This window comes from Mesorhizobium sp. M0802, from assembly GCF_040320115.1.
Lineage (GTDB): Bacteria > Pseudomonadota > Alphaproteobacteria > Rhizobiales > Rhizobiaceae > Mesorhizobium.
The window spans coordinates 109,432-132,378 of sequence record NZ_JAMYOY010000019.1; the positions used below are offsets into that span (position 1 = coordinate 109,432).

At 61.1% G+C, this 22,947-nt stretch carries 21 protein-coding genes and 1 pseudogene; 2 read left to right on the forward strand and 20 right to left on the reverse strand.

The window, feature by feature from the left end:
* Window positions 1-500: 500 nt before the first annotated feature.
* The 4 genes from NKI10_RS24190 to NKI10_RS24205 all read right to left on the reverse strand — a co-directional run bounded on the left by NKI10_RS24190 (window position 501) and on the right by NKI10_RS24205 (window position 4,538).
* A complete protein-coding gene (locus NKI10_RS24190) occupies window positions 501-2,222 on the reverse strand; it encodes a ParB/RepB/Spo0J family partition protein (protein WP_352862143.1) in 1,722 nt (573 codons plus the stop codon).
* Window positions 2,223-2,300: 78 nt separating this feature from the next.
* Entirely contained in the window at window positions 2,301-2,720 is a 420-nt protein-coding gene (locus NKI10_RS24195; RefSeq protein ID WP_352862144.1) for a DUF2958 domain-containing protein, read from the reverse strand.
* A gap of 248 nt (window positions 2,721-2,968) precedes the next feature.
* Window positions 2,969-3,931, reverse strand: a complete 963-nt coding sequence (locus NKI10_RS24200) for an ArdC family protein (protein WP_352862145.1) — start codon at window positions 3,929-3,931, stop codon at window positions 2,969-2,971.
* Between the two features lie 373 nt (window positions 3,932-4,304).
* On the reverse strand, window positions 4,305-4,538 hold the full coding sequence (locus tag NKI10_RS24205) for a helix-turn-helix domain-containing protein (protein ID WP_023694857.1): 234 nt from the start codon (window positions 4,536-4,538) through the stop codon (window positions 4,305-4,307).
* 104 nt (window positions 4,539-4,642) lie between these two features.
* Here NKI10_RS24205 and NKI10_RS24210 point away from each other — a divergent pair, with 104 nt between their 5' ends.
* On the forward strand, window positions 4,643-4,924 hold the full coding sequence (locus tag NKI10_RS24210; protein ID WP_081725593.1) for a DNA -binding domain-containing protein: 282 nt from the start codon (window positions 4,643-4,645) through the stop codon (window positions 4,922-4,924).
* Between the two features lie 94 nt (window positions 4,925-5,018).
* Here NKI10_RS24210 and NKI10_RS24215 read toward each other — a convergent pair whose 3' ends face one another.
* The 13 genes and pseudogenes from NKI10_RS24215 to NKI10_RS24275 all read right to left on the reverse strand — a co-directional run bounded on the left by NKI10_RS24215 (window position 5,019) and on the right by NKI10_RS24275 (window position 19,186).
* Entirely contained in the window at window positions 5,019-6,929 is a 1,911-nt protein-coding gene (locus NKI10_RS24215; RefSeq protein WP_023808103.1) for a putative bifunctional diguanylate cyclase/phosphodiesterase, read from the reverse strand.
* Window positions 6,930-7,222: 293 nt separating this feature from the next.
* The gene (gene ubiM, locus NKI10_RS24220; RefSeq protein WP_352862146.1) at window positions 7,223-8,404 is read right to left on the reverse strand and encodes a 5-demethoxyubiquinol-8 5-hydroxylase UbiM; all 1,182 of its coding nucleotides are present in this window, start codon (window positions 8,402-8,404) and stop codon (window positions 7,223-7,225) included.
* Window positions 8,405-8,820: 416 nt separating this feature from the next.
* Window positions 8,821-8,913 (reverse strand): annotated as a pseudogene (gene ccoS / locus NKI10_RS24225) (cbb3-type cytochrome oxidase assembly protein CcoS); the annotation flags it as partial.
* 124 nt (window positions 8,914-9,037) lie between these two features.
* A complete protein-coding gene (locus tag NKI10_RS24230) occupies window positions 9,038-9,805 on the reverse strand; it encodes a CBS domain-containing protein (RefSeq protein WP_352862147.1) in 768 nt (255 codons plus the stop codon).
* 64 nt (window positions 9,806-9,869) lie between these two features.
* Complete coding sequence (gene ccoS / locus NKI10_RS24235; protein WP_023697810.1) at window positions 9,870-10,040, reverse strand: cbb3-type cytochrome oxidase assembly protein CcoS; 171 nt, start codon at window positions 10,038-10,040, stop codon at window positions 9,870-9,872.
* The gene (locus NKI10_RS24240) at window positions 10,037-12,325 is read right to left on the reverse strand and encodes a cation-translocating P-type ATPase (RefSeq protein ID WP_352862148.1); all 2,289 of its coding nucleotides are present in this window, start codon (window positions 12,323-12,325) and stop codon (window positions 10,037-10,039) included. Before NKI10_RS24240 ends, ccoS (NKI10_RS24235) begins: the two co-directional genes overlap by 4 nt.
* A complete protein-coding gene (locus tag NKI10_RS24245) occupies window positions 12,322-12,819 on the reverse strand; it encodes a FixH family protein (RefSeq protein WP_352862149.1) in 498 nt (165 codons plus the stop codon). Before NKI10_RS24245 ends, NKI10_RS24240 begins: the two co-directional genes overlap by 4 nt.
* Window positions 12,816-14,375 carry a cytochrome c oxidase accessory protein CcoG gene (gene ccoG, locus NKI10_RS24250; RefSeq protein ID WP_352862150.1) on the reverse strand — a complete coding sequence of 520 codons (1,560 nt, stop codon included), beginning with the start codon at window positions 14,373-14,375 and terminating at the stop codon, window positions 12,816-12,818. Before ccoG ends, NKI10_RS24245 begins: the two co-directional genes overlap by 4 nt.
* A 129-nt stretch (window positions 14,376-14,504) precedes the next feature.
* On the reverse strand, window positions 14,505-15,368 hold the full coding sequence (ccoP, locus tag NKI10_RS24255; protein WP_023808095.1) for a cytochrome-c oxidase, cbb3-type subunit III: 864 nt from the start codon (window positions 15,366-15,368) through the stop codon (window positions 14,505-14,507).
* A gap of 2 nt (window positions 15,369-15,370) precedes the next feature.
* A complete protein-coding gene (locus tag NKI10_RS24260) occupies window positions 15,371-15,520 on the reverse strand; it encodes a CcoQ/FixQ family Cbb3-type cytochrome c oxidase assembly chaperone (protein WP_023766610.1) in 150 nt (49 codons plus the stop codon).
* Between the two features lie 11 nt (window positions 15,521-15,531).
* Window positions 15,532-16,263, reverse strand: a complete 732-nt coding sequence (ccoO, locus tag NKI10_RS24265; RefSeq protein WP_023808094.1) for a cytochrome-c oxidase, cbb3-type subunit II — start codon at window positions 16,261-16,263, stop codon at window positions 15,532-15,534.
* A gap of 11 nt (window positions 16,264-16,274) precedes the next feature.
* Entirely contained in the window at window positions 16,275-17,885 is a 1,611-nt protein-coding gene (gene ccoN / locus NKI10_RS24270) for a cytochrome-c oxidase, cbb3-type subunit I (protein ID WP_023808093.1), read from the reverse strand.
* 554 nt (window positions 17,886-18,439) lie between these two features.
* Window positions 18,440-19,186, reverse strand: a complete 747-nt coding sequence (locus NKI10_RS24275) for a Crp/Fnr family transcriptional regulator (RefSeq protein ID WP_031209009.1) — start codon at window positions 19,184-19,186, stop codon at window positions 18,440-18,442.
* Between the two features lie 152 nt (window positions 19,187-19,338).
* Here NKI10_RS24275 and hemN point away from each other — a divergent pair, with 152 nt between their 5' ends.
* Window positions 19,339-20,688: an oxygen-independent coproporphyrinogen III oxidase gene (gene hemN / locus NKI10_RS24280; RefSeq protein WP_352652410.1), complete on the forward strand. Its 1,350-nt coding sequence runs from the start codon at window positions 19,339-19,341 to the stop codon at window positions 20,686-20,688.
* Between the two features lie 236 nt (window positions 20,689-20,924).
* Here hemN and queE read toward each other — a convergent pair whose 3' ends face one another.
* Genes queE through queC form a run of 3 tightly spaced genes read right to left on the reverse strand, consistent with a single transcriptional unit; the run spans window position 20,925 to window position 22,710 of the window.
* Window positions 20,925-21,659 carry a 7-carboxy-7-deazaguanine synthase QueE gene (gene queE, locus NKI10_RS24285; protein ID WP_023713158.1) on the reverse strand — a complete coding sequence of 245 codons (735 nt, stop codon included), beginning with the start codon at window positions 21,657-21,659 and terminating at the stop codon, window positions 20,925-20,927.
* On the reverse strand, window positions 21,656-22,012 hold the full coding sequence (gene queD / locus NKI10_RS24290) for a 6-carboxytetrahydropterin synthase QueD (protein ID WP_023807034.1): 357 nt from the start codon (window positions 22,010-22,012) through the stop codon (window positions 21,656-21,658). The genes queE and queD overlap by 4 nt, the downstream gene beginning before the upstream one ends.
* Complete coding sequence (queC, locus tag NKI10_RS24295; RefSeq protein ID WP_352862151.1) at window positions 22,012-22,710, reverse strand: 7-cyano-7-deazaguanine synthase QueC; 699 nt, start codon at window positions 22,708-22,710, stop codon at window positions 22,012-22,014. The genes queD and queC overlap by 1 nt, the downstream gene beginning before the upstream one ends.
* Window positions 22,711-22,947: the final 237 nt, after the last annotated feature.

The window sequence follows — 22,947 nt, forward strand, 5'->3', positions numbered from 1 at the left end:
CGGACCGTGATGGGCGCGTCCGGACCGCCGGAACCGGGACGGCCGCAGCGATAGCGGAGGACCCGCGCGGGCAGCTTTTTTGAAGCGAAGCGGCGCGAGGAAGCCGCCGCAGGCGGCGGGGAAAAAAGCTGCCGGCGAGGGTTTCGGGCGGGCCGGATCCGCCCATAGGTCGACAAGCCAGCCGCAGGGGAATGGTCCCTGAGACACAATGGAGACAGGTGGCGCGATCGGTGACACAAGAAGCCGGCGGCAATGCAGGGCGCCGGCTGCGCGGGCTCTGTCCGCAACCGGATCGGACAATTGGCCCCATGCGCCTTTGGCGCCTCAGCAAGCAACCCGGCGCGGTGCGGGGCTGCCGAAATGGGGCGAACTGGCGTCGGAATTTCTCGCGCGCGGCACTGGCTCGACAAGACGCCCAATCGGCAGCCGGCGTGGCCCATAGCGGCGCGCGCGACCTGAGCGGCGGTAATCGAGAGAACCGCCGCTCGGGCCCTGATCGACTATTCGCGCACGAACAGCGGCTGCACCTGTGTCCACTGATCGGCGGTGCGGAAGCCGCCGCGGCTGGTGTAGCTTTCGGCCGGGAATTTCATCCAGCGCGGCAGCCAGGTCTCGACCCTGGGGCGGCCATTCTCGCCCGCCAGGAAGTCGCGGATGATGTTCTTTTGCGTCTTGACCTTCTCGGCGACATTGCCGTCCGCGACCAGCTTGCCGCCGACGTCGGCCAGCATCGAATTGGCGATTTCCTTGTCGCGCAAGAGGTCGAAGAAGGCATCGTCCGGTTGCCACCATATGCCCATGTCGACGTTCAGGTGGTTGCCGAGCGCCTCGATGACGGCGCTGCCGGCTGCAAGCGTCTCGGCCATGACAAGGGTGAGAACGCGCATGACATCGTCGTCGCAGAGCGCCAAGAGGCGCGCGAACACGCCGGCGATAGCAACGGCGTCGCCATTGCCGCCGGCGACCAAGCTATCCTCATCCGGTGATCCGAGCAGGGCCAATACCTCTCGCCGCTTTTTGCCGAATGCGGCTTCAGCCTTGCAGCCGGCAAGGCTGGCAGTCACCGTCTCGTTGGCTGCGCGCTGCGGCTCGGGCCGCACCTGCCACAGGCCCGAACCGGTGATGGCGTGCGCCACCACGAGGCGCAGCGCCACGGCGGGATGGTCGAGCATGGCCGCGCGCACGGCGGCATGGCGATGCAGATCGATATAGTTGTGCATCGGGCCGGTGACTTCGGGGCGCGGCAGCTTGGCGGCTGTTTCTTCTTGCTCGCCGCCCTCGCGGGCGCGGCGGGCTTCCTTGCGTGACAGCCAGCCCTCGTGACACTCGACCTCGCCGCGATGCGAGACAGTGATGACTATCTTGCCGCCCTTCTTCTTCGGGGTCTTCTCGTGGTCCCATGCGTGGAAATACTGGCCGGGTTCCAGCAGCACAACCTCGCTCCAGCCCTCGTTGAGATAGGTGTCGCGTTTGGTGGCAATCGCTTCGTTCTGCTTTTGCCAGAACAGGTCGGCATCGGCGAAATAGCTGTCCTCGCCGAACAGGTCCGAGGTGATCAGGCCGTGATACTCCTCGATGGCAAACAGCGCCACCTTGGTGGAAATCGACTGGCCGCCGAACAGCCATTGCTTCAATTGATAGCCACGCGGCGCGTATTGATCGGGATCGGCACAGAGTGCCAGCCAGTCCTTCTGCTGCGCCTTGGAAGCCATGGTGAGATGGCGCACCGTCTCGGTATCGATCTCCTCGCGCCGATAGGCTTCGCGGATTTTGGGCAAGAGGTCGCCAAGCGCCAGAATGCGTTTGACCTTGAGATCAGTGATGCCGAAGGTCACCGCGATGTCGGGAACGGTGCGGCCTTGCCTGACAAGCCGCGAAAACGTCTCCCATTGCGATACTTCGTCAGGATCGAGGCGGGCGAGGTTTTCGATCAGCGAAGCTTCCAGCGCATCGGCGTCGTCACCGTCCTCCATGATGGCGCAGGGCAAGGGATCGCCTTCGCCGCGCTCGTCGGCAAGCGATTTCGCGGCGAAATAGCGCCGCCTGCCGGCGACGATCTCGAAGGTTTCCGGCTGGCCGTTCGGCCGCACAAGGAGTGGCACCAGCACGCCGCGCGCACGCACGGAGGGCAGGATGTCGGATATGTCGGGCGCGCGTTTTCCATGGCGCATGTTGAGCGCGGAAATGTTGAGCTGATCCAAGGGAATGTGGGCAAGCTGCATGGTTACTCTCCTTTTGCTTTGGATAAGGTTGTCCCCGCCGCAGAGGCCGAAGGCCGGCGCGGCGGGACGTTTTTGCGCCTATCGGCGCTGCTGTTCCGCCGTGTCGGGCGGAAGCTCGGAATGGGGCTTTGATAGGGCGTCTGCTGCCTGCAGCATCAGTCGCTCGGCCTCGGTGACGTGGCCGCAAATGCGGGCGGCTTCGGCATAGACGGAGAGCGGAAAGCACGCTTGGAAATGCAGGTCGCGCTCTATGCCGAAGCCAAGCGGACCTTTTACGGATGCAAGCTCGGCCAGACTGACGCTGCCAAGTTCGGGGAAGCCGAAGCCGAGATCGCAAAGACCGAACAGAGTGTCGCCATCGGCGTCGAGTTCGCTCAGAAGCCAGGTCGCGGCACCTGTCGGATTAAACAGTTTCACAACGGGAAAATGGTCGATGTCGGCGCCGGCGGCGCCATGGGCGAGCAGTCGTGCGCGCAGTGGATTGGTGATCAGGATCATGGAAAGACTCCTTGTCAGAACGGGTCGCGTTGATTTCTTGCGTCCGGCGGGAGAAAGGCTCCCTGGACCTTCCTCTGATCCGCCTCACCATTAAGAGGCCGACTTCGAGCAGCTTTGCGCCGCGCGCGGACACATCGGCGCGTCCATCAGGAGGGTTTGCCCGCGTGGTGATGGGCTGGACGCCAGGAATGAGCATCTGCTCCTTTGCGGCGTCGGCTCGGTCGCGGCCAGTTGAGGATCGCGCATCGTCATGCCGCAATCCCTTCTTGCGCCTCGCCTTCGGCATCGGCCTGAAGGCCAAGCACGAAATCGGCGGCCTTCGAGGCGAGGCTGGCGGCACGGAAGATGGCGCGGTTGTCCTCGCGCAGCACCTTCAGCCATGAGCCGATGTAATCGGCGTGACGCACGGTCGGCTCGATACCGAGATTGCCGCAGACGAAGGCGGCAGCGATTTCGGCGACCAATTCTTCACGCGCGTAGGCCTTGGAGCCGAACGAGCCGGAGAGGTCGCGAGCAAGCCGCGTCGGGTGGCCGGTCCAGTGGCCAAGCTCGTGAAAGCAGGTTCGGTAATAGTCGATCTGCTGATGGAACGCCGGCTGCGGCGGTACCTGAATGTGGTCGCTGCCCGGCATGTAGAAAGCGCGATCGCCGCCGACCCTGAAATCCGCACCGCTGGCGCGAATGAGCGTCTCGGCCTGCGGCACGATCTCGCACTGAGGCAGAGGCTCGGCGGCGGCATGGAGCTCTTCCGGAAGATTATCGCACTGCGCGACATTGAAGACCGTGAAGCGCTTCAAAAAAGGCACCGCCAGTGGTTCATCGCCCTCGTGGCGAGCGCGCTCCTTCTCGTCCTTGGGGACAAAGCGGTCGGCATGCACGATGGTCGTGCCGCGCTCGCCCTTCCTGACGTTGCCGCCATGGGCAAGCGCCTGCCGGAAGGTCAGCCAGTTCTGGCTGGGATAGCTGCGCTCGATGACGGCGCCCCACAGGATGAGGATATTGATGCCGGAATAGGTGCGCCCCGTGGACGCATTCCTCGGCAGGCCAAGGCCTGCTTTTGCGCTGCCCCATGGCTTGACCCATGGCACGGTACCGCGCTCCAGTTCGGCAATGATGCGGTCGGTGATCTCCTGATAGAGGCTGGCGCCCGGGCGCCTGCCCTTGCCTGCGCCAGCCTCTGTGCTGGTGGTACGCTTGCTGTTTGCACGCATGTGTTATCCTCCGCTCACCAATCGCCGCGCCTTTCCCCGGAAGCGGGGTGGGCGGCGAGTCGCGACCGGAAAGGCCCGCCGTGGTAGGCGGACCGCATCCGAAGGACCGGAACGAAGAGGAGGACCCTGCGCGGCACGCGAAGGGTTGCGGGCTGCCGCGGCGGGCCTAGAAGGGAGTGCCGCCCACCCCGCGCCCACCGGGAAAGGCCAACCGACAAACCGCGCCGCCCGCAAGGGCGGCGACCGTCTCAGCCCGAAGGGCTGCCCACGCCAAGGGGCGAAGCCGAATGGCCGAGACCGCCTGAGCTTGCCGAAGAAAAGCGGGCTCGGTTCACGAGCACCTGATGCGCGTCGTCAGGCGCGCGGGCGCCCGCTAGGACCGGAGGCTGGACAGAATCTCGCACGGATCAGCGTCAAGGGCCGCAGTTATGTCGAGAAACTCGATGACGTCGAGACGCCGCTCTGCGCCCTCGTACTTGGCCACGAAGGATTGGGGACGACCAAGCTTGTCAGCCAGCTGCTTCTGGGTCAGGCCTTTGGTCTTGCGCAGCAAAACCAGCCGGGCCAGGAACCGCTGGTGGCGGGGCGATCGAAGGGATTTGGGCATGGAGGCGAACCGGTCGGGTAAAGACCGGATCAGCGACTAATCCCGGTTTCGGATTATCCCATTTTGGGATATACTGCGTGCGCTCACAGGCGAGATCCGCAGGCATGAATGGACCAATGGGAACAGATGAGACGCGAAGCTCAACTTTGAGCGATGAAGTCCCCTGGTCGGAGAACCTCACGAGCTACGACAGGGAGCATTTCAAGATCTACCTGCGGATCCTGGATGCCTGCGCCGACAATGCCAGCGAAAAGGAGATGGCCGAGCGCATTCTCGGCATAGACCCGTCCATTGACCCGGTCCGCGCCCGCAAAGCTCTTCGGAGCCATATCGACCGTGCGAACTGGATGATGACGACCGGCTACAAGGAACTGTTCGCCGGCTGATGCACAGCGCCCACTGCCACGTGTTTCGAGCAGGCAAGTCTCTGTAGCCAAATTCGGCAGCGCACGGCCGCGACAGCCGGCGCTGCGGGAGCGGTCACAACTGGTTCGCGTGCTGTTTGACTGCCATTTCCAGTGCTTGCATCAAAGGCACAGCCTTGGAGAAGAGGAAGCCTTGAGCGGTTCGGCAGCCAAGCTTGTGCAGGGTTTGCCGATCCGCCTCTGTTTCGACGCCCTCGGCCATGACCTCGATCCCGAGCATGTCACCGAGTTCGATGACCGATTTGACAAGCAGTCGGTCCTCTCTGGACTTAGCCAAGCCGCGAATGAAGCCCTGGTCTATTTTCACCTTGCGTATCCGGCGATCCTTGAGAGATGCCAAGGTAGAAAAGCCGGTGCCGAAGTCATCGAGCGCGATGGAAATACCGGCATGCGAAAGCCGTCCGAGCTTTTCATCCACTCTGTCCGGGTCCACCGGCGATTCTTCGGTAATCTCGATTTCGAACATCGTTGCAGGCAGGCCTCTTGCCGCCAGACCATCCAGAACCATGTCGTCGATATCGCCGGCTTCCAGTTCGCGCGGGGAAACATTCATCGCCACACGAATGTTACGACGGTCAGCTTTCACCAAGCCGTCGATAAAAGCACAACAGTCGGCGAATACGGTTTGCGTCAGCAGCTGAAGCATTCCGGTTTCGCGTGCGGCTGTGATGATTTCGGGTGGAGAGATGGCACCATGTGTCGGATGGGACCATCTCAGCAAGGCTTCAAAACCGACCACGGCCTCGGTGTCGAGTTTCACGATCGGCTGGAACCAAGGTTGCAATCTTCCCGTCTTTATCGCCGAATGAAGGTCCCGTTCGATGGACTGGCGGCGTTGGAGTTCCCGGTCGAGTTCGGCATCGAACAGGCAAAATTCGTTCCTGCCATGGCGCTTGGCCGTATAAAGGGCGATATCGGCCCGCAACAGCATTTCAGTCAGGCTCGACGTCTGCGCCAAGTATATCCCTATCGATGCCCCGACGCGCACGGACGCGACCCCGATATAGGGGCGAGCAATTTTGGCTATGATATTGGAGGCGAGATCACTGGCAGAAAGCGAAGCTCTCGTTGAGGGAAAAACCAGCACGAATTCATCGCCGCCGATACGAGCGAGCGTTGAGCCTTCCGGTGCTTCCTGCTCTATGCGGCGGGCGATCATGACAAGCAGTTCATCACCGGTCCTGTGACCGTAGGTGTCGTTGACCGATTTAAAGCCGTCCAGATCAATCAGCATTGCCACGAAGGGGCCATCCGCGGTCTTGAACCGACCGATGGCGTGTTCAAGGCCCCGCCTGTTGAGAAGGGCGGTCAAATGGTCCTCCCTGGAGTTGCGCTCCATTTCCGACGCAAGTCGCTCTGCCTCATGTCTCAGGCGGCTTGCTTCGCGGAAGCGCGCCTGCCCAACAAACGAAGCTCGGACCAAGCCGCCCATGAAGAGCAGAACGGTGAAAGCCAGAATGTAGCGTTCAAAATTGCCTTTCGCCAAAAGGCACGCCACCGTGATGAGGAGTGGAGGTGTGATGAAGCTGGTCGCCGCCGTGGCATACGAACTGCCATATGTAACCGCACCAGCTGAAATGCCCGCCAGTATGACCAGATGCATCGGTGCTTGTGGTGTTGTGTATCCAACAGTCAGCACGGCCGGGAAGGACCAGGCAAACCCTGCCAGAAGGGCAAGGACGCCAAACATGCGAAGGCGCGGCAAAACGCCAAGCAAATCCTGATGGCTCCCCGTTTCCTTTAGCTGAAAACGCGCGAGTGCAAGCCGGGCGGCATTTAGCGCATTGACGACCAGGAACCAGCTTGCAGCGGCAAAGCCGCCGCCAGAAAGGGCCTGCACCCCGCAAATCAGGCCTGACAGGATCGCGCTTATCGGCATCGACACGAAGAGCCCGGCCCTCAGGTCAGCAAGCTGATCCTGACGGATTTTGGCCTCCAGCGATTCTTCTTTCTTTAGGGGTGCCATGAATGGACCAGTTTGCTTCCGTCATTGTTCGCGAGGACCAAACCTATGCAAGCCCACTGAAGGACGGGTTAACTACCCAGCGAGGGTAACCAGTGCGCTCACCATGCTTCGGGTCACACCTTTGGCTTAGCATTGCCGAATCATCAAGGTTTCGCCCGCGCGCGTGCCTTGATCCGAATCATGCCATGATCGGCAACGTCACCAGGAAGCAGCCTTGCCCGCGACGCCGCGAGCCAGCAAGACAAAGAAGCCGTGCCGAGACAGCGCTCAAGAGCGGTAGCGCTCTGTGCGATTCACCGCCTGAGCATGGCCGAAATGCCATGGCGGACAAAGGGAAGATGTTGGGCAAAGCGGAGCCCAGCATGTCTTGCAAGCCGTGCCGCCGGGTGCTCGCTTGAGTAAAGACCGACAAGCATGTTGGTGGCATGATAGAGCGGCGCCGCCGACAGCCGCAGCCGGTTTTCGTATCTGCCGAGCATGTCGGGATCGGCAATGTCGCGGCGGGCGCGACATGCTGTCAGTATTTTATGAGCGAGTTGCTTCTGGCCGCTGAGGCCGATGTTGAAGCCATGCGCGGTCACCGGGTGCATGCCGATGGCAGCGTCTCCTATCAGTGCCGCACTCGGTGCCGAGAACTTGTGCGCCCAGGTCGTGACCAGCGGATAGGCATGGCGGGTGCTTGCCAGGGTCATCTGCCCGAGGCGTCCTCGACACCGGTTCATCAATTCCATGAGGAACAATTCGTCATCGAGAACAGACAGTCTATCGGCCTCGATTGAGCGCAAAGTCAGAAGCAGCGACGACACGCCTTCCATGAGCGGCAACATCGCTATGGTCTGATGGTGGTCGAACCATTCGACCGCGATCTGGTGATGGAAGCGCTCGTGCCTCACTCGGCAAATCAGCATGGAGTGGCCAAGCGGATGGATGTTGGCGCCAATGCCGAGCAGGTCGCGCATCGCGGACAAACGCGAATCCGCTGCGACGAGCAGCCGAGCGGCCAATTGCCTGCCATCAGAAAGCGCTATGACCGCCTCGTCGTCGCTGGTTGTTGCATTGACGACCGAGTTGCCGCACAGCAGCCGGGCATGATCCTGGAAGCAGACAACTTTGAACAGGGCATCGCGGATCCGACAATTTGGGACCAGAAATCCGAGTGGTTCCCCAGATCCGCTGGGAGTATCGAAGCACAGGGCGAAAGGGCTCGATCCGTTGAGCACGCGCGCGCCATGAAGCGGTGATTTGTCCGATGCGGGGATGGCATCCCAGGCGCCGAGCTCGCGAAGGATTCTCACTGATGCGTGGGTCAGCGCGATCTCGCGACCGTCGAAAGCCGGATTCGCCAGGCTGTCGAGCGACTGCCGTTCAACCACTGCCACCTTGAGTCGGCTCCGGGCGAGCGATGCTGCGAAGGCAAGTCCGACCGGCCCAGCTCCGACGACAATGATGTCGAATGTGTCGACAGAGCCGGCCATCAGCGTGCCGCCATAGCGTCTATCTGCGATACGAAGCGCTCTTGACGCATCGCAATCACCCACGGTTTGCACATCTCCCCAGCGTCGATAGACATGCGTTCTCCGTTGGAAGCCTGGTCAATGAAACCATGCCGATGAAGAGATAACGCTGATCTGGATCAACCAGGCTCGACAAACCCGGCAACGGCGGGTTCAGGGTCGAGTGGTCGATTGCCGCGAAAACGTTGCATGTCTAGTCATTCTGAATGGTGGGCTTCCCAATCGCGGTGCCCCTCTGGCCAAAAGTTCGTCAACGTATTGCCGGCTGATCCGTTCTTCGCACGCGCGGCGATATCGTCACAACGCGGGCGATCGCCAGCTAAAGATTCGGTCGATGACGACCAGCATCCGCACAGTCGTTGACGCCGCCAACCGGTTCAGCCTCGCGGCTCTTCCCGATCGATAAGGATCCGCTGGGCGGAGCCGTCGAGATCTTCGTATTGGCCGCTCTTCAAGATCCACAGGAAGCCCCGGTCAAGCCCCACCAAAACAGGCAGCGGCCATCGCATTCCGTCAGGACGGGCGTCTTCGCTGACGACAGCGTGCTCGCCAACCATGACGGGCGCTAGACGCCGAAGGAACTCGCCGACGGCCTCATGTCCAAGTGATGTGGGAAGGGAGCAGAACCAAAGGGACTCTGCTTGGCGTCCCCGCTTTTTCCGCAGCTATGAAACCGTCACCGAACGGACCCCTACTGAGGAGGAGGCCGTCCTTGACTTGCCCGACGCCGGCAACCTTCTCAGCCGCAACCATCGCTGCCTTCCGCTGACGCTCGTCGACAATCGCCCCCTTCAGTTCGACAAGGCCGTCGCTGACCCTCACATCGATCAAGCCACCACAGCTCCACGATTGTCCCTGCAGTTCGGCAAGGATAGCCTTGCGGATCAGGTCGTCATCGGGTGGCGTGGTGCCCTGTTTCGGCATGGCGCGGATCAGGACAAGCAGCAAATCAGTTCGCGTGATGATGCCGATGACCCTGTCCCGATCGACAATCGGAACATTGTTGATGCGATGTTGCATCATCAGATCGACAATATCTGCAATCGAGGCGCCAGGAGGCGCCGAGATGACGGGTGTGGTCATCACCTGATGGATGATCCGTCCATTCGAGCGCGCATAGTCATTGGCGGTTGTGCCCGGGCCAAGATCAAGCTCCAGCCAGCGCGGACGCACACGCTGGGTCCCGAGTTCCTCTCGGCGCAAGAAGTCGCTTTTGCTTACAATGCCAATCAGGGTGCCGTCGCTGTTCGCTACCGGCAGGCAGCTGACCTTGTTTGAAAGCATGAGCTCGACCGCTTCGGCTATCGTCGCGTTCGCATGCGTCGTGATGACTGGCTTTGTCATTATGGATTCGGCTTGCATCCTCACCCTCCTGATCTTTCGTGACGACGATAGGACATCCCGACCCGCGGCGCGTTGATCTGAGTCACTTGGAACGAGGAGGATTCTCCGCGCCGTCGTCGCGGTCGATAAGAATGCGCTCCGCCGCGCCATCGAGATCATCGTACTGGCCGCTTCTCAACGCCCACAGGAAGCCGGACAGGCCGAGTGCGCCAAGGAACAGCGCCACCGGAATGAGATAGGCGAGCGTCGTCATGAGGATCGGACCAAGGTGCCGGCCCGCGCGGGCCTGTCCTGCCGCGCAGTTTCGGACGACGCACCCGTAGCGAAGCCTTGCAGACGCATCGCATTTCCAATCACAAGCAATGACGAGGCAGACATCGCGACCGCCGCGATCAGAGGCGTAACATGACCCAGAATGGCGATCGGCACGGCCACAGTATTGTAAACGATAGCAATTGTTATGTTCTGTCGGATCAGGCTTCCCGCCTTGCGCGACACGTCCAGCGCCAGCGGGATCGCCAAAAGGCTTTCGCGCAGAAAAACGAAGTCGGCTGCATTGCGGCCAATGTCGGCGGCGGTGGCGGGTGCGATCGAGACATGCGCGGCGCTCAGCGCCGGTGCGTCGTTGAGCCCGTCGCCAACCATCAGAACCTTGTGCCCGTCTCTCGCCAGACTCTCGATGCGTTCAACCTTGCCGGACGGGAGCAGGCAGGGAACGAAGTCATCGACACCGAGCACGTCCGCAATCTCGGCGCAGGCTTTCGCGGTATCGCCCGACAGCATTTCCACGCACATACCAGCGTTGCGCAGTTGATCGATCGCTGCCCTGGTGTCGAGGCGTAGCGCATCTTCGAAAACGAAGGATGCGACAATCATGCCGTTTTTCGTCAGCACTGTTCCGCCGTAGCCATGTTTGCCTTCGCCGCCGGTTCGCGCCTTCCAACCAGCCCATCCGCGTCGACCCAGCCGCCAGGTGATACCGGCGGCGGTGGCTTCGATCCCGAAACCCGGGTGCTCGGTCACCGCGTCGAATTTGTGCTGGCTGCTGCTGACGGCAAAGCCGGCAATGGCCTTTGAATATGGATGACGCGAATGCGCGGCCAGGTCGGCAGCGATTGCCAGCATGGCGGGATCGATCGACGACGTGTTGACGAGCCTGGGCTGGCCAAGCGTGAGCGTGCCGGTCTTGTCGAACACGGCTGTATCGATCGCTGCCAGGCGCTCCATGGCCGAGCCGTCCTTGACCATGATGCCGTTTTCGAACAGGCGCCGCGCGGCCACCACCTGAACGATTGGAACGGCGAGGCCAAGCGCGCACGGGCATGTGATGATGAGAACAGCGATTGCGATCGTCATCGCCCGGTGCCAGTCGCCAGTCACCGCCATCCAGCCCAGGAAGGTTGCCAAGGCGGTGAGATGAACCACCGGCGCGTAGAGTGCCGACACGCGGTCGGCGATACGGCGATATCGGGCGCGACCACCTTCGGCGGCCTCCATCAGCCGAACCATTTCCGCCAGGAACGAATCCTTGGCGGCGGCTTTGGCCTCGATCGTCAGTGAGCCGGTAAGGTTGAGGACACCGGCCTGCACGGTTTCACCTGGCGCGACGTTTCGGGTCGTGCTCTCGCCAGTGACCAGTGAACAGTCCAGATCAGACGCCCCACGAATGATCTTGCCGTCGACGGGTATTCTCTTGCCGGCTGCAATGAGCAGTTGCATCCCTGGTTCGATCTCGCCGACCGGCAAATAGTCGCGTGCACCATCGCCGCGCAGCACCATGGCGCCGCGTGCGGCGAGCTGTGACAGGCCTTTCACAGCGGTGCGGGCGCGTTCGCGCATCACGTGATCCAGCGTGCGGCCGATCAGGAGGAAAAACAGCAGCGATACCGACGCGTCGAAATAGGCGTGGTCGCCATGGGTGATCGTCTCGTAGAGGCTCATGGCATAGGCCAGCGACACGCCGACGGCGATCGGCACGTCCATGTTCATGCGGCCGTGGCGGAGCGCATTCCAGGCCGACTTGAAGAAGATTCCGCCGGCGAAGGCGAGCGCGGGGATGGCGATCAGCGCCGAGACCCAGTGGAACAGGTCGCGGGTCGCACCTTCGGCGCCGGACCAGACCGAAACGGAAAGCAGCATGATGTTGCCCGCAGCAAAGCCGGCAACAGCGACGGCGCGGATGAGCTCAGAAAGCGTCTTGTCCTTAGCTTCGATCTCGGCTTCGAACAAATGCGCCTGGTAACCGAGCCGCCCCAGCACGGCGACGAACGATGGAACCTCGTCGCCGCGCCATCGGACTGAGACCCGCTTGGTTGACAGGTTGACGCGAGCGGCCTCGACGTGATCGAGCTTTCCCAACGCCGTTTCGATGGTCTGGATGCAGGCGCCGCAATGAACGGTCGGTACCGAAAGGTCGGTCTGATGAAGATCATCGCCAAGCGATCGGCTGGCCAGCCTGATCTCCTGGCTGGAGGGCAGGACGGGTGTGCCCGTGTCCAGATCCAACGCCATTTCAGCACCAGGTGCACAACAGCTCATTGCAGCGCTCCATGGGAGATCATGATCCTGCGTACATCGCGATAAGGTCTTGCCAGGCCGGCATCGGCGTCTATTTCGATGATCCAGACACCATCCCTTGGCACGTGTTGTGCTGCAAACTCCTGGCCAGAGACCAGGGCGAGCGTGACGGACTCATCCTCTTTCTCGTAAGCCGGATGGCGAAACAGCACCTTCACGCCATGCAGGGAAACCGGTTTGCCCGCGGCGTCGATGATGCCATAGCGGACTTCACCCCATGCGATGGTCAACTGGCCGGTCCAGCCAAGCGCTGCCTGCGCACGGCCTTCTTCAGCCTTCTTGTTGAATTGCTGGCTCGCGACATAGGTATTTTCGACGACAAGGCCGGTCCAGCTTGTGTTGGCAAGCGTCGCCATCGTCAGATTGACCGCGATGACCACGCCGAAAAAGGCAAGGATGGTGGCCAACATGTGCCTGCCGGTGAATTCGCGGGGTCTTCGGGTGGTGGCGGTCATCTGGCGATCTCCGGCGCATTGAAGGTGGCGGTGTATTCGTTGGACTCGAAGCTGACCTTGTCTTCGACGCGGAATGTGAAGGTCTGCGCCTGGCGATTAATCTGATCGGCGGGCAGGCGCACGAAAACCTTCAGCATCTTCAGCCGGTCGGGTTCGACCTGGACCGCAAAGGAGCGATCGGCGGGGAGGTCGACGCCAACGATGCTCATCTCTGCGCCTGGCAAACCCCCGAGGGTGACGATAATCGTTCTCGGTTCGGGGATCATGTTCAGCAGCTTGACGGTATAGCCATTGCGGATCGAGCCGTCGGAGAGCGTCACGAATTGCGGGTTGCGGTCGTGCAGGACATTGATCTCGAGCCGGTCGCGGGTCAGCAGCGAAAAGAGCAGGCCCAGGCCGATCATCGACCACATAGCCATGTAAACGTAAGTGCGCGGCCGAAAGATCTTGCGGATATGGAAATGCGCCACCCTGTCCGAAAACAGGCCGTCATCCGTCCTGACCAGTGATGGATCGACCGAGCTGGCGCCGCCTGCGGTGGCCAGCATCATGTTGGCGTTGTAGTCGGAGAGCGTCGCGTAGGAGATCAGTCCTCGCGCTTTGCCGAGCTTGTCCATGACGCCGTCACAGGCATCGATGCAGAGCGCGCAGGTGATGCATTCGAGTTGCTGACCGTCGCGTATGTCGATCCCCATCGGACAGACGGCGACACAGGCATTGCAGTCGACGCAATCGCCGACGGGATGCCCTGCGGCAAGAACCTTCTTGGCGTGACGCGTGCGCGGTTCGCCGCGCCAGTCATTGTAGGTGACGGTGAGCGAGCTCTCGTCGAGCATGGCTGCCTGGATGCGCGGCCATGGGCACATATAGGTGCAGACCTGTTCGCGCATCAGCCCGCCAAACGTGTAGGTCGTCGCCGTCAGAACCGCGACGGTGATGTAGCCGACAGGCGCTGCCGTGCCGGTGAAGAGTTCGCCGAGCAGCGTCGGCGCATCGGCGAAATAGAAGATCCATGCGCCACCAGTCGCTGCGGCTATGACCAGCCAGATGACGTGTTTCGATGCCCGCAGCACAAGCTTACGAGTGGTCCAAGGACCGGCATCGAGCTTGATGCGTGCGTTGCGGTCGCCCTCGATCGCGCGCTCGACGACCAGGAACAGATCGACCCATACGGTCTGTGGGCATGTGTAGCCACACCAGGCACGGCCAACAGTCGATGTGATCAGGAAAAGACCGACGCCGGCCATGACCAGAAGACCGGCGACATAGTAGAATTCCTGCGGCCATATCTCGACGAAGAAGAAGTAGAAGCGCCGGTTGGCGACATCGAGCAGCACGGCCTGGTCGGGGGCAAACGGACCCCGATCCCAGCGCAGCCACGGCGTCAGATAGTAGATGCCCAGCGTGATCGCCATCACGATCCATTTGAATCGGCGAAAGCTGCCCGAGGCCCGCTTCGGGAAGATCTTCCTGCGCGCGGCATACATTGGCTGGCGCACTTTGGCGGAGTTGATCGTCGTGGGTTCGATCCGTTCTATTTGCGTGTTATCGAGCACGAGAAGCTCCAGTCACCAGCGACGATTTCGCCGGAAGCCGACTCATCGGTACTGGATGATGCCGAGGCCCGGCTTGCGCCGGGCCTCGTCGCTTGGCGGGAGGGGGGAGGACGAGAATAGGCTTCTTTCCTATTCTCCGCCGCCAAGCGAATGGATGTAGACCGTCAGTTCCTTGACCTTGATCTCGCCGAGGCGCGCGCCCCAAGCTGGCATCACGCCGTGTTTCGGTGCGGTTACCTGGGCGGCGATGGCCGCTTCGCCTGACCCGTAGAGCCAGATGGCGTCGGTCAGATCTGGAGCGCCGAGTTCCTTGTTTCCTTTTGCATTGTCGCCATGACAGGCCACGCAGTTTTCGGCAAAGACCTTTGCGCCCGGCGCGACCAATGCTTGATTGACGACGGCCTCCGACAGACTGGCGACGTAGGCGCTGACCTGTTTGATCTGGTCGGCGGTGATGATGTCGGCAAAGGCGGGCATTTCCGACAGGCGCGTATTCGGATCGGAGGCGAAGCGAATGCCATGGGTGATCGTCTGCTGAATCTGGTCCGCCTTGCCGCCCCACAGCCAGTCGTCGTCGTTAAGGTTGGGGAAGCCCTTGGAGCCCTGGGCGCCGGAACCATGGCACTGCACGCAATTGAGCTTGAACGCGGCACCGCCGGCGGCGACGGCGAATTCGCGCAGCGTGTCGTCCGCCGCGATCTCCGAAACACTTTTCGCTTCTATCGCGGCGACATATTTGCCCTTGGCCGCTTCAGCCGCGGACAACTCGTTCCCGACATCGTTGCGGCTGGAGTAGCCGAGCACCCCCTTGGTTGCCGTGTGCAGCAGAGGCCATGCCGGATAGGCGATGGTGTAGCCGATCGCCCAGACTATGGTGATGTAGAACGTCCAGATCCACCAGCGCGGAAGCGGGTTGTTGAGCTCCCGGATGCCGTCCCACTCATGACCGGTGGTTGAGATGCCGGAAACCTCGTCAATGTGATCGCTGCTCATGATCAGTCCTCCTTCAGAGGAATTTGAGCTGCTTCGCCGGCTTGCCTGCGGCTGCCGGGACGAAGTGCAAAGGCAACGGATCCGATGAAGAAAAGAGCCATGGCAAGTAGGCCCCAGCTGTCGGCAAACTCCCGCATGAAATTGTACGTCATCGCCATTGTCCTCAGCGGTAGCCGGCGGTCTCATCGTAGTTCTTGAAATCGACCAGCGTGCCCAGCATCTGGAGATAAGAAACCAGCGCGTCCATTTCGGTGACTTGCTGCGGGTTGCCGTCGAAGTCGCCGATCTTGGCCTTGGGGTAGCGGGCCTCGAGGCCGGACGTGTCGGCGTTGGGATCAGCCTGCGTCATCAGATCGGCGTTAGCATGCGCGATCATGTCATCGGTGTAAGGGGCACCGACACGCCGGTTTGCGACCAGATGCGTCGAGAAGTCCTTCACCGCGATCGGCTTGTCCTTCAGGAAGGCATAGCTCGGCATGATCGATTCCGGCACCACGGACCGTGGATCTGTCAGGTGATCCACGTGCCACAGGTTGGAATAGCGGTCGCCAACGCGGGCGAGATCCGGTCCGGTGCGCTTCGATCCCCACTGGAACGGGTGGTCGTACATCGACTCGGCCGCCAGGCTGTAGTGGCCGTAGCGCTCGACCTCGTCACGGAACGGCCTGATCATCTGGCTGTGGCAGAGGTAGCAGCCCTCGCGGACGTAGATGTTGCGCCCGACCAGTTCGAGCGGCGAGTAAGGCCGCATGCCTTCCACCTTCTCGATCGTGTTATCGAGATAGAAGAGAGGCGCGATCTCGACGATGCCGCCGATTGTCACGACCAGCAGCGACCCGAGGAGAAGAAGTGTAGCGTTCTTCTCGATCAGTGCGTGTCTGTTCATCAACCTCATTTTCTGTCTCATCATCGCGCAAGCTGGAGGGCGGGGGTGGAGCGCGGCAGCGGATCCTGCTCGCGCCGGTAGCCGAGGATGGTCATGGCAATGTTCCAGGCCATGATCAGGGCGCCGAAGAGGTACATGGCCCCACCGATGGCGCGCATGATGTAATAAGGATGCATGGCGGCCACGGTTTCGGCGAAGGAGTAGACCAGGAAGCCCTGCTCGTCGTATTCGCGCCACATCAGGCCCTGCATGATGCCGGACACCCACATCACCGCGGCGTAGACAACGATGCCAAGCGTCGCCAGCCAGAAGTGCCAGGTCACGAGGCGCAGCGAGTAGAGCCGTTCACGGTTCCACAGCTTCGGCACCATGAAGTAGATTGCGCCAAACGAGATCATGCCAACCCAGCCGAGTGCGCCCGAATGGACGTGCCCGATGGTCCAGTCGGTATAGTGCGACAGAGAATTGACCGTCTTGATTGACATCACCGGGCCCTCGAAGGTGGACATGCCGTAGAAGGCGATGGCCATCACCATCATGCGGATGATCGGGTCAGTGCGCAGCTTGTCCCAGGCGCCCGACAGCGTCATCAGGCCATTGATCATGCCGCCCCATGACGGCATCCACAGCATGATCGAGAACACCATGCCGAGTGTCTGCGCCCAGTCAGGCAAAGCGGTGTAGTGCAGGTGATGGGGCCCGGCCCAGATGTAGAGGAAGATGATTGCCCAGAAATGGACGATCGACAGGCGGTAGGAATAGACCGGCCGGTTGGCCTGCTTGGGCACGAAATAATACATCATGCCCAGGAAGCCGGCGGTCAGGAAGAACCCGACGGCATTGTGGCCGTACCACCACTGCGTCAGGGCGTCCTGGACGCCGGAAAATGCGGAATAGCTCTTGGATCCGAGGAAGGAGGCCGGCATCGAGAGGTTGTTGATCACATGCAGCATCGCGATGGTGACGATGAAGGAGAGATAGAACCAGTTGGCGACGTAGATGTGCGGTTCCTTGCGCTTCAAGATCGTGCCCAGGAAAAGGATCAGGTAGGCGACCCAGACGATGGTCAGCCAGATGTCGACATACCATTCGGGTTCCGCATATTCGCGGCTCTCGGTGATGCCGAGCAGATAACCGGTCGCGGCCATGACAATGAAGAGCTGGTAGCCCCAGAACACAAACCAGGCGAGATCGCCACCGAACAGCCGAGCGCGGCATGTGCGTTGGACGACATAGAGAGACGTGCAAAGCAACGCGTTGCCGCCGAAGGCAAAGACGACGCCCGAGGTGTGCAGAGGCCGCAAGCGGCCGAAGTTGAACCAGGGCTGTATGTTGAGATCGGGATAGGCAAGCTGCAGCGCGATGACCACGCCGACAAGCATGCCGATGACACCCCAGAACATGGTGGCGATGGCGCCATAGCGGATTGGACCATCCATGTAGGCGGACGGGTCGATCGGAGCGGCAGGCTTGAACTCAGTGTTACGCAGTAGGATCGCAGTGAAGCCAGCCAAGGCGAAGAACAAGACCCACATATGCTGGCGAAAGGGTTCATCCACCCCAGCGCCAGCCGCCACCAAAGCCGCGAATGCGAACAGGCTTAGAAGCACGATTTCTTTGCCGAATTTCATCGCAAGCCCCGATTTCCAATTCCGGCGGATGCCAAACCGCGGTGCCTTATTGCGCAGCCGTCGCCTGCTCGCCCTGATCCATGTCAGAGCCGCACCATTTTGCTCGAGCAGCATCGAGTTCGGTGCGATCAGACTGCGACGATCGAATGTGGAAGCGCACCACCGGCCGCCCGTTTATGGATGGGGCCTGGCGTCCCCGGTCGGGCCCCGGGTGCGGAGGCGACCGCGGGCGTGTGGGGGAGCGCACCTTCTGCGACGCTGGAAAGCAGGTCGACGCCTTACCGAACCCCGCGTTCAATGCCTTGGAACAGCCAGCGCCAGCGTTACGCTGCCGTCGTGACATTCATGGCTTTGGGGAGACGGCGATTTTCCCCTGCGGATGAGGCGTATTGACTTCGGCCAAGTGTGGATGCTTCGCCCACGAGCCGAAAGGCAACTGGCGCATACGATCGGATGGAGAACGGGCGTCGCTACGCGACTTCTTCTGAGCCCAACGCGAGCATGCCCTGCCCCGAATGAAGTAAGTGACGGGGGCCATGCAGCTTCTGCGTCATTCAAACGACTGTAGCGCCTCGGCCGCCGCAGCGCCGTTCCAGCCGGCTCATGCTGTCCACGGTGACGCGGCGGTTGTTCTCGATCCGAATCACGCCGTCCAACCTCAGGCTGGTCAGCTGACGGCTCACGGTCTCGTTTGTGATTCCAAGGAAATCAGAAATGTCGGCACGCGTCATCGGCAGCTCGAAGCACGTCGAGCTAGCCGTCGGGTCAACATTGGAGCCGATGTTCCGGGCAATCATGAGGAGAAAGCTCGCCACCTTCTCTGGTGCGGTCTTGCGCCCCAGAGTCACCATCCATTCGCGTGCCTCGTCAAGTTCGTTCAGCGCCTGCTTGAGCAGGCGATGCACAAATTCGGGTGACTGCTTCATCATCCGTTCGATGGCCGCTCTGGGAAACGAGCATAGCGAGACAGCTGTTGCCGCTTCCGCATTGATCGCACTTTTCATCTTGAAGGGCCGACCCAGAAAATCCGGGGCGAACTGCAGGCCGACAATCTGTTGGCGTCCATCTGACAGGCTCTTCGTGAGCTTCACCACGCCTGAAAGCACGTTCGAATAACAATCGACCGCCTCGGCGTCGCCGATCAGTTCGACCCCCGGCTCGATATTGTGCCGCGACGACGTCTTGGCGAGCTGAGCCAAATGGTCTGGCTCTAGCGCGCCACAGACACCGCGGCGCCGTGCCTCGCAAGACAGGCAAAGAACGGGGATGCCGGAACTGTGAATATCCTGCCGTAATGTCATTCGATCGCTCTACCGGTCCGTGCGGGCAGGATAGCATCCACGGTAGAAAAATCCTTGCGGCAGTTTGTCCGTGCTGAAGGTTGATCGAAATCAGGGCTTAGGCTCATCCAAGCATCCACAGTTCGGGCGACGCAAACACGGTGGACCACGACATGCGACAAAAGCTAGTTGCCAGATTTGGCGAGAACGTCCCGCGCTACACGAGCTACCCGACCGCGCCGCATTTCCATCCAGGCGTTGATGCTGCCGTTTGTCGTGGCTGGCTGCAAGCGCTCGGCGGTGGTGACGAGATCTCGCTCTATCTGCACATCCCTTACTGCGACAAGCTTTGCTGGTTCTGTGCCTGCCATACCAAGCAGACACGCCATTACGAACCGGTGACCACATATCTGCGCTCACTGCATGCCGAGATCGCCACCGTCGCCAGTCTTGTCGCAGGCAAGGGTCGCGTCCGTGCCGTCCATTTCGGTGGCGGTTCGCCGACCATCCTCAAACCCGAAGATATGGTGGCGCTGGGAACCGCCCTGCGCAACAGCTTCGGCTTTCTTCCCGGCGCCAAGATCAGCGTTGAAATCGAACCCAACGATATGGATGGAGCCCGCCTCGATGCGCTTGCCGAAATCGGCATGACTCGTGCGAGCCTCGGCGTCCAGGACTTCGATCCGAAGGTTCAGAAGGCAATCAACCGCGAGCAGAGCTTTTTGCAGACCAAAGCGGTAGTCGACGGTGTTCGTTCGCGCGGCGTCGAATCCGTCAATCTAGACCTGCTGTACGGCCTGCCGCACCAGACCAGGGCGAGCGTTTCCTCAACGGTCGCGCAGGCACTGACCCTGGAGCCGGACAGGATAGCGCTTTTTGGCTACGCCCATGTGCCGTGGTTCAAGAAACATCAGACGATGATAGACGAGGCATGGCTGCCCGGTCCCGCGGAGAGATTTGCTCAATCGCAACTGGCGGCGCGGGCGATCGTGGACCAGGGGTACGAAGCAATCGGCCTCGACCATTTCGCCAAACCCGGCGATGCCCTGGCCCTTGCCGCCCGCGCCGGAACACTGCACCGGAACTTTCAGGGTTACACCGACGATTGCTGCGAAACCTTGATTGGGTTAGGCCCATCGTCCATCAGCCAGTTTCGGCAGGGCTATGCGCAGAACATGCCTTCGACCAGCGAATATCGATGCACGGTTGATGACGGCGGGCTGGCCGCTGTTCGGGGTATCGCACTTTCCAACGACGACCGCGTTCGCGGCTGGATCATCGAGCGTTTGATGTGCGACTTCGCCTTCTCGGCCATCGATCTGGTGGAACGCTTCGGCGAGGCCGGCCAGAGGCTCCTCCTTCAGTCAAGTTCCATGGCCCTCCACGATCCGGTTCGATTGCTTGAACTTGATGGCGACAGATTCGTTGTGCCGGCTGAAAGTCGCCCTTTCGTCCGAAGCATCGCGGCCAGGTTCGACAAATATTTCGAAGCTGGAACGGCCAGGCACTCGGCGGCAGTCTGAGCACTCAGAGGAACGGTCATGCCTCTCAGTCGATCATGGACCGCGGTACGTTTGTTGATCGGCGACCGTCTATCGAGACAAGATTCGGAGCGGACCAGACGCGTCTTGGCGCAGCGACGATATCGTCCGCTCGAGCCCTGCCTGTCGGATCATGGTTGTAGGCGACAGCTCCCTTCGACCTGAACCACCCGTTCACCCGAATTCTGCCGGCGCAGTTCCAGTGGAAAGGGCCTGGGCTAGACGGCTCTCTTGTTACCCCAGAGCACAACGTGCAGCTGCGGTAGCACGCGGGCCTCGAACCATCGGTCGCGGGTCACGCTGTCAACCAGCCACTCCATGCGCTTCAATATTCCGTCAAGGTCGACAGGCGCGTCATCATTTGTGGGGTGTGGCGGCGTGTGATTGCCAGGCTGCAGATAGATCGGAAGTTGCGGAAATTGCGCAGCGGCGTCTTTCGCGTAGGTGTAGTCCCTTTCGTCGAAAACAATGAGCTTGAGCACGACTTGGGGCTTGCCTTGTGCCGCCTGGAGGCACGCCTCGACAGCGGCCCAATCTGTCGTCATTTGGCTTGACGGCGGCTTTGGGCTGAGGATCAGCACGTCAAGCTGCGCAAACCAGTCCCTGGCAAGCGACCCTTGGGTTTCCAGCGCAAAACGGTAACCGTCACCATGGCCCCGGTCGATGAGCGCGCCGAGCGGCTGGATGGCCGGATTGCCGCCTGATAGCGACACCATCAGCGGGCGGCCACCGGAAAGGGCAAGCACATTTTTCCACACCGCGCCAACGGACATCATCTCCCATTCATGGCGGAATTGATTGTCCACAGCATGGAGGCTGTCGCACCAGGAACAGCGATAGTCACACCCGCCGGTTCTGACGAAGATCGTCGGCAAACCTATGAGCACGCCCTCGCCCTGGATCGTCGGCCCGAAAATCTCGCTAACGCGGATTGCGGGATGAGTATTCGTCATGGCCGGTATTCCGCCCAGGTTTTCGGCGTTTCGCTCACCCGCACGGCCGCGGTTTCGCTCAGGCGTGCCTTGCACCATTCGTAGAAATGTCTGGCCAGATATTCCGCCGTGACTTGCTCGTGTCCCAGCACGTCGTTGAGATGTCGGTGGTCGAAGCTCTCGTCGATGTAGCGTTTGAATGGCGCCAAGTCGTGGTAGTCGCGCACGAAGCCGTGATCGTCCAGTCCATCCGCTGAAAGCTCCACTTCGACGATGTAGTTATGTCCGTGCAGGCGCGCGCATTGGTGATCGGGTGGCAATGAGGTGAGCTGATGCGAGGCTGAGAAGTGGAATTCCTTGGTGATGCGGAACATTACGCGGTGGTCCTTCGCAGCGCTCCGAGCCAGAAGTCGGAGTCCTCATACTCCGTTGGGTCCGGGTGCCCAGCGATGTGAAACGCCTCACGCCGCTCGACGCAGGTCCCGCACCTCCCGCAATGACGCTCGGCGCCCTTGTAACAGGACCAGGTCTGCGCAAACGGCGTGCCGTATGTGGCTCCATCCGTAACAATGTCCGCCTTCGCCAAGTTCACATAGGGTGCATAAAGGCGAATCTGCGCGTAGCCGTCGAGCGCGTGGTTCTGCATCATCTGGAAAGCGTCGATGAAGGCCGGACGGCAATCGGGATAGACAACGTGATCCCCACCATGCACGGCCGTCGCCACTGCGTCAGCGTCTTGCGCTGCGGCGAGGCCGAAGGCAATGGCCAACATGATGGCGTTCCGGTTGGGCACCACGGTTATCTTCATCGTGTCTTCGGCATAGTGCCCGTCGGGCACGTCCACATTGTCGGTCAGCGCGGAGCCGGAAAGGCCGCCGCCGATCTCGTGGATATCGATGATTCGCTGCGGGACACTCAGGCGCTCCGCGCAAAGGGTGGCGAAGCCCAATTCCTTCCTATGCCGTTGGCCGTAATCGAACGATAGCAGGCCGGTAAGCTGGTGCTCCGCTGCCACCTTGTGGGCAAGAGTAACGGAATCCAATCCGCCGGAGCAGACGACGAGAGTCTTCATCGTTGGGTCCTTGTTTTAACCGGGTAGGCTGCGACCGGAGATTTCTCTGCGCTCAAGTACTTCAGGAAAACCATTTTGTGAAGTGAACGGAGACCAATTCGTGCGCTTGCGTGCGATGCGCAAAAAGCCTTCGCGGTGAGCTGCAAGGACACGGACGAGACGTCACCCTTGAGCGGAATGCTCAGAGTCGAACGCTTCTCGGGGACAAAGTTCTCGACGAGCAGAGCCTGGCGGTCC

Coding starts and splice junctions, on each gene's coding strand:
- NKI10_RS24190 (WP_352862143.1), bottom strand. CDS start 2,222: ATGCAGCTTGCCCACATTCCCTTGGATCAGCTCAACATTTCCGCGCTC.
- NKI10_RS24195 (WP_352862144.1), bottom strand. CDS start 2,720: ATGATCCTGATCACCAATCCACTGCGCGCACGACTGCTCGCCCATGGC.
- NKI10_RS24200 (WP_352862145.1), bottom strand. CDS start 3,931: ATGCGTGCAAACAGCAAGCGTACCACCAGCACAGAGGCTGGCGCAGGC.
- NKI10_RS24205 (WP_023694857.1), bottom strand. CDS start 4,538: ATGCCCAAATCCCTTCGATCGCCCCGCCACCAGCGGTTCCTGGCCCGG.
- NKI10_RS24210 (WP_081725593.1), top strand. CDS start 4,643: ATGAATGGACCAATGGGAACAGATGAGACGCGAAGCTCAACTTTGAGC.
- NKI10_RS24215 (WP_023808103.1), bottom strand. CDS start 6,929: ATGGCACCCCTAAAGAAAGAAGAATCGCTGGAGGCCAAAATCCGTCAG.
- ubiM (WP_352862146.1), bottom strand. CDS start 8,404: ATGGCCGGCTCTGTCGACACATTCGACATCATTGTCGTCGGAGCTGGG.
- NKI10_RS24230 (WP_352862147.1), bottom strand. CDS start 9,805: ATGCAAGCCGAATCCATAATGACAAAGCCAGTCATCACGACGCATGCG.
- ccoS (WP_023697810.1), bottom strand. CDS start 10,040: ATGACGACGCTCGCCTATCTCATTCCGGTGGCGCTGTTCCTTGGCGCA.
- NKI10_RS24240 (WP_352862148.1), bottom strand. CDS start 12,325: ATGAGCTGTTGTGCACCTGGTGCTGAAATGGCGTTGGATCTGGACACG.
- NKI10_RS24245 (WP_352862149.1), bottom strand. CDS start 12,819: ATGACCGCCACCACCCGAAGACCCCGCGAATTCACCGGCAGGCACATG.
- ccoP (WP_023808095.1), bottom strand. CDS start 15,368: ATGAGCAGCGATCACATTGACGAGGTTTCCGGCATCTCAACCACCGGT.
- NKI10_RS24260 (WP_023766610.1), bottom strand. CDS start 15,520: ATGACGTACAATTTCATGCGGGAGTTTGCCGACAGCTGGGGCCTACTT.
- ccoO (WP_023808094.1), bottom strand. CDS start 16,263: ATGAGGTTGATGAACAGACACGCACTGATCGAGAAGAACGCTACACTT.
- ccoN (WP_023808093.1), bottom strand. CDS start 17,885: ATGAAATTCGGCAAAGAAATCGTGCTTCTAAGCCTGTTCGCATTCGCG.
- NKI10_RS24275 (WP_031209009.1), bottom strand. CDS start 19,186: ATGACATTACGGCAGGATATTCACAGTTCCGGCATCCCCGTTCTTTGC.
- hemN (WP_352652410.1), top strand. CDS start 19,339: ATGCGACAAAAGCTAGTTGCCAGATTTGGCGAGAACGTCCCGCGCTAC.
- queE (WP_023713158.1), bottom strand. CDS start 21,659: ATGACGAATACTCATCCCGCAATCCGCGTTAGCGAGATTTTCGGGCCG.
- queD (WP_023807034.1), bottom strand. CDS start 22,012: ATGTTCCGCATCACCAAGGAATTCCACTTCTCAGCCTCGCATCAGCTC.
- queC (WP_352862151.1), bottom strand. CDS start 22,710: ATGAAGACTCTCGTCGTCTGCTCCGGCGGATTGGATTCCGTTACTCTT.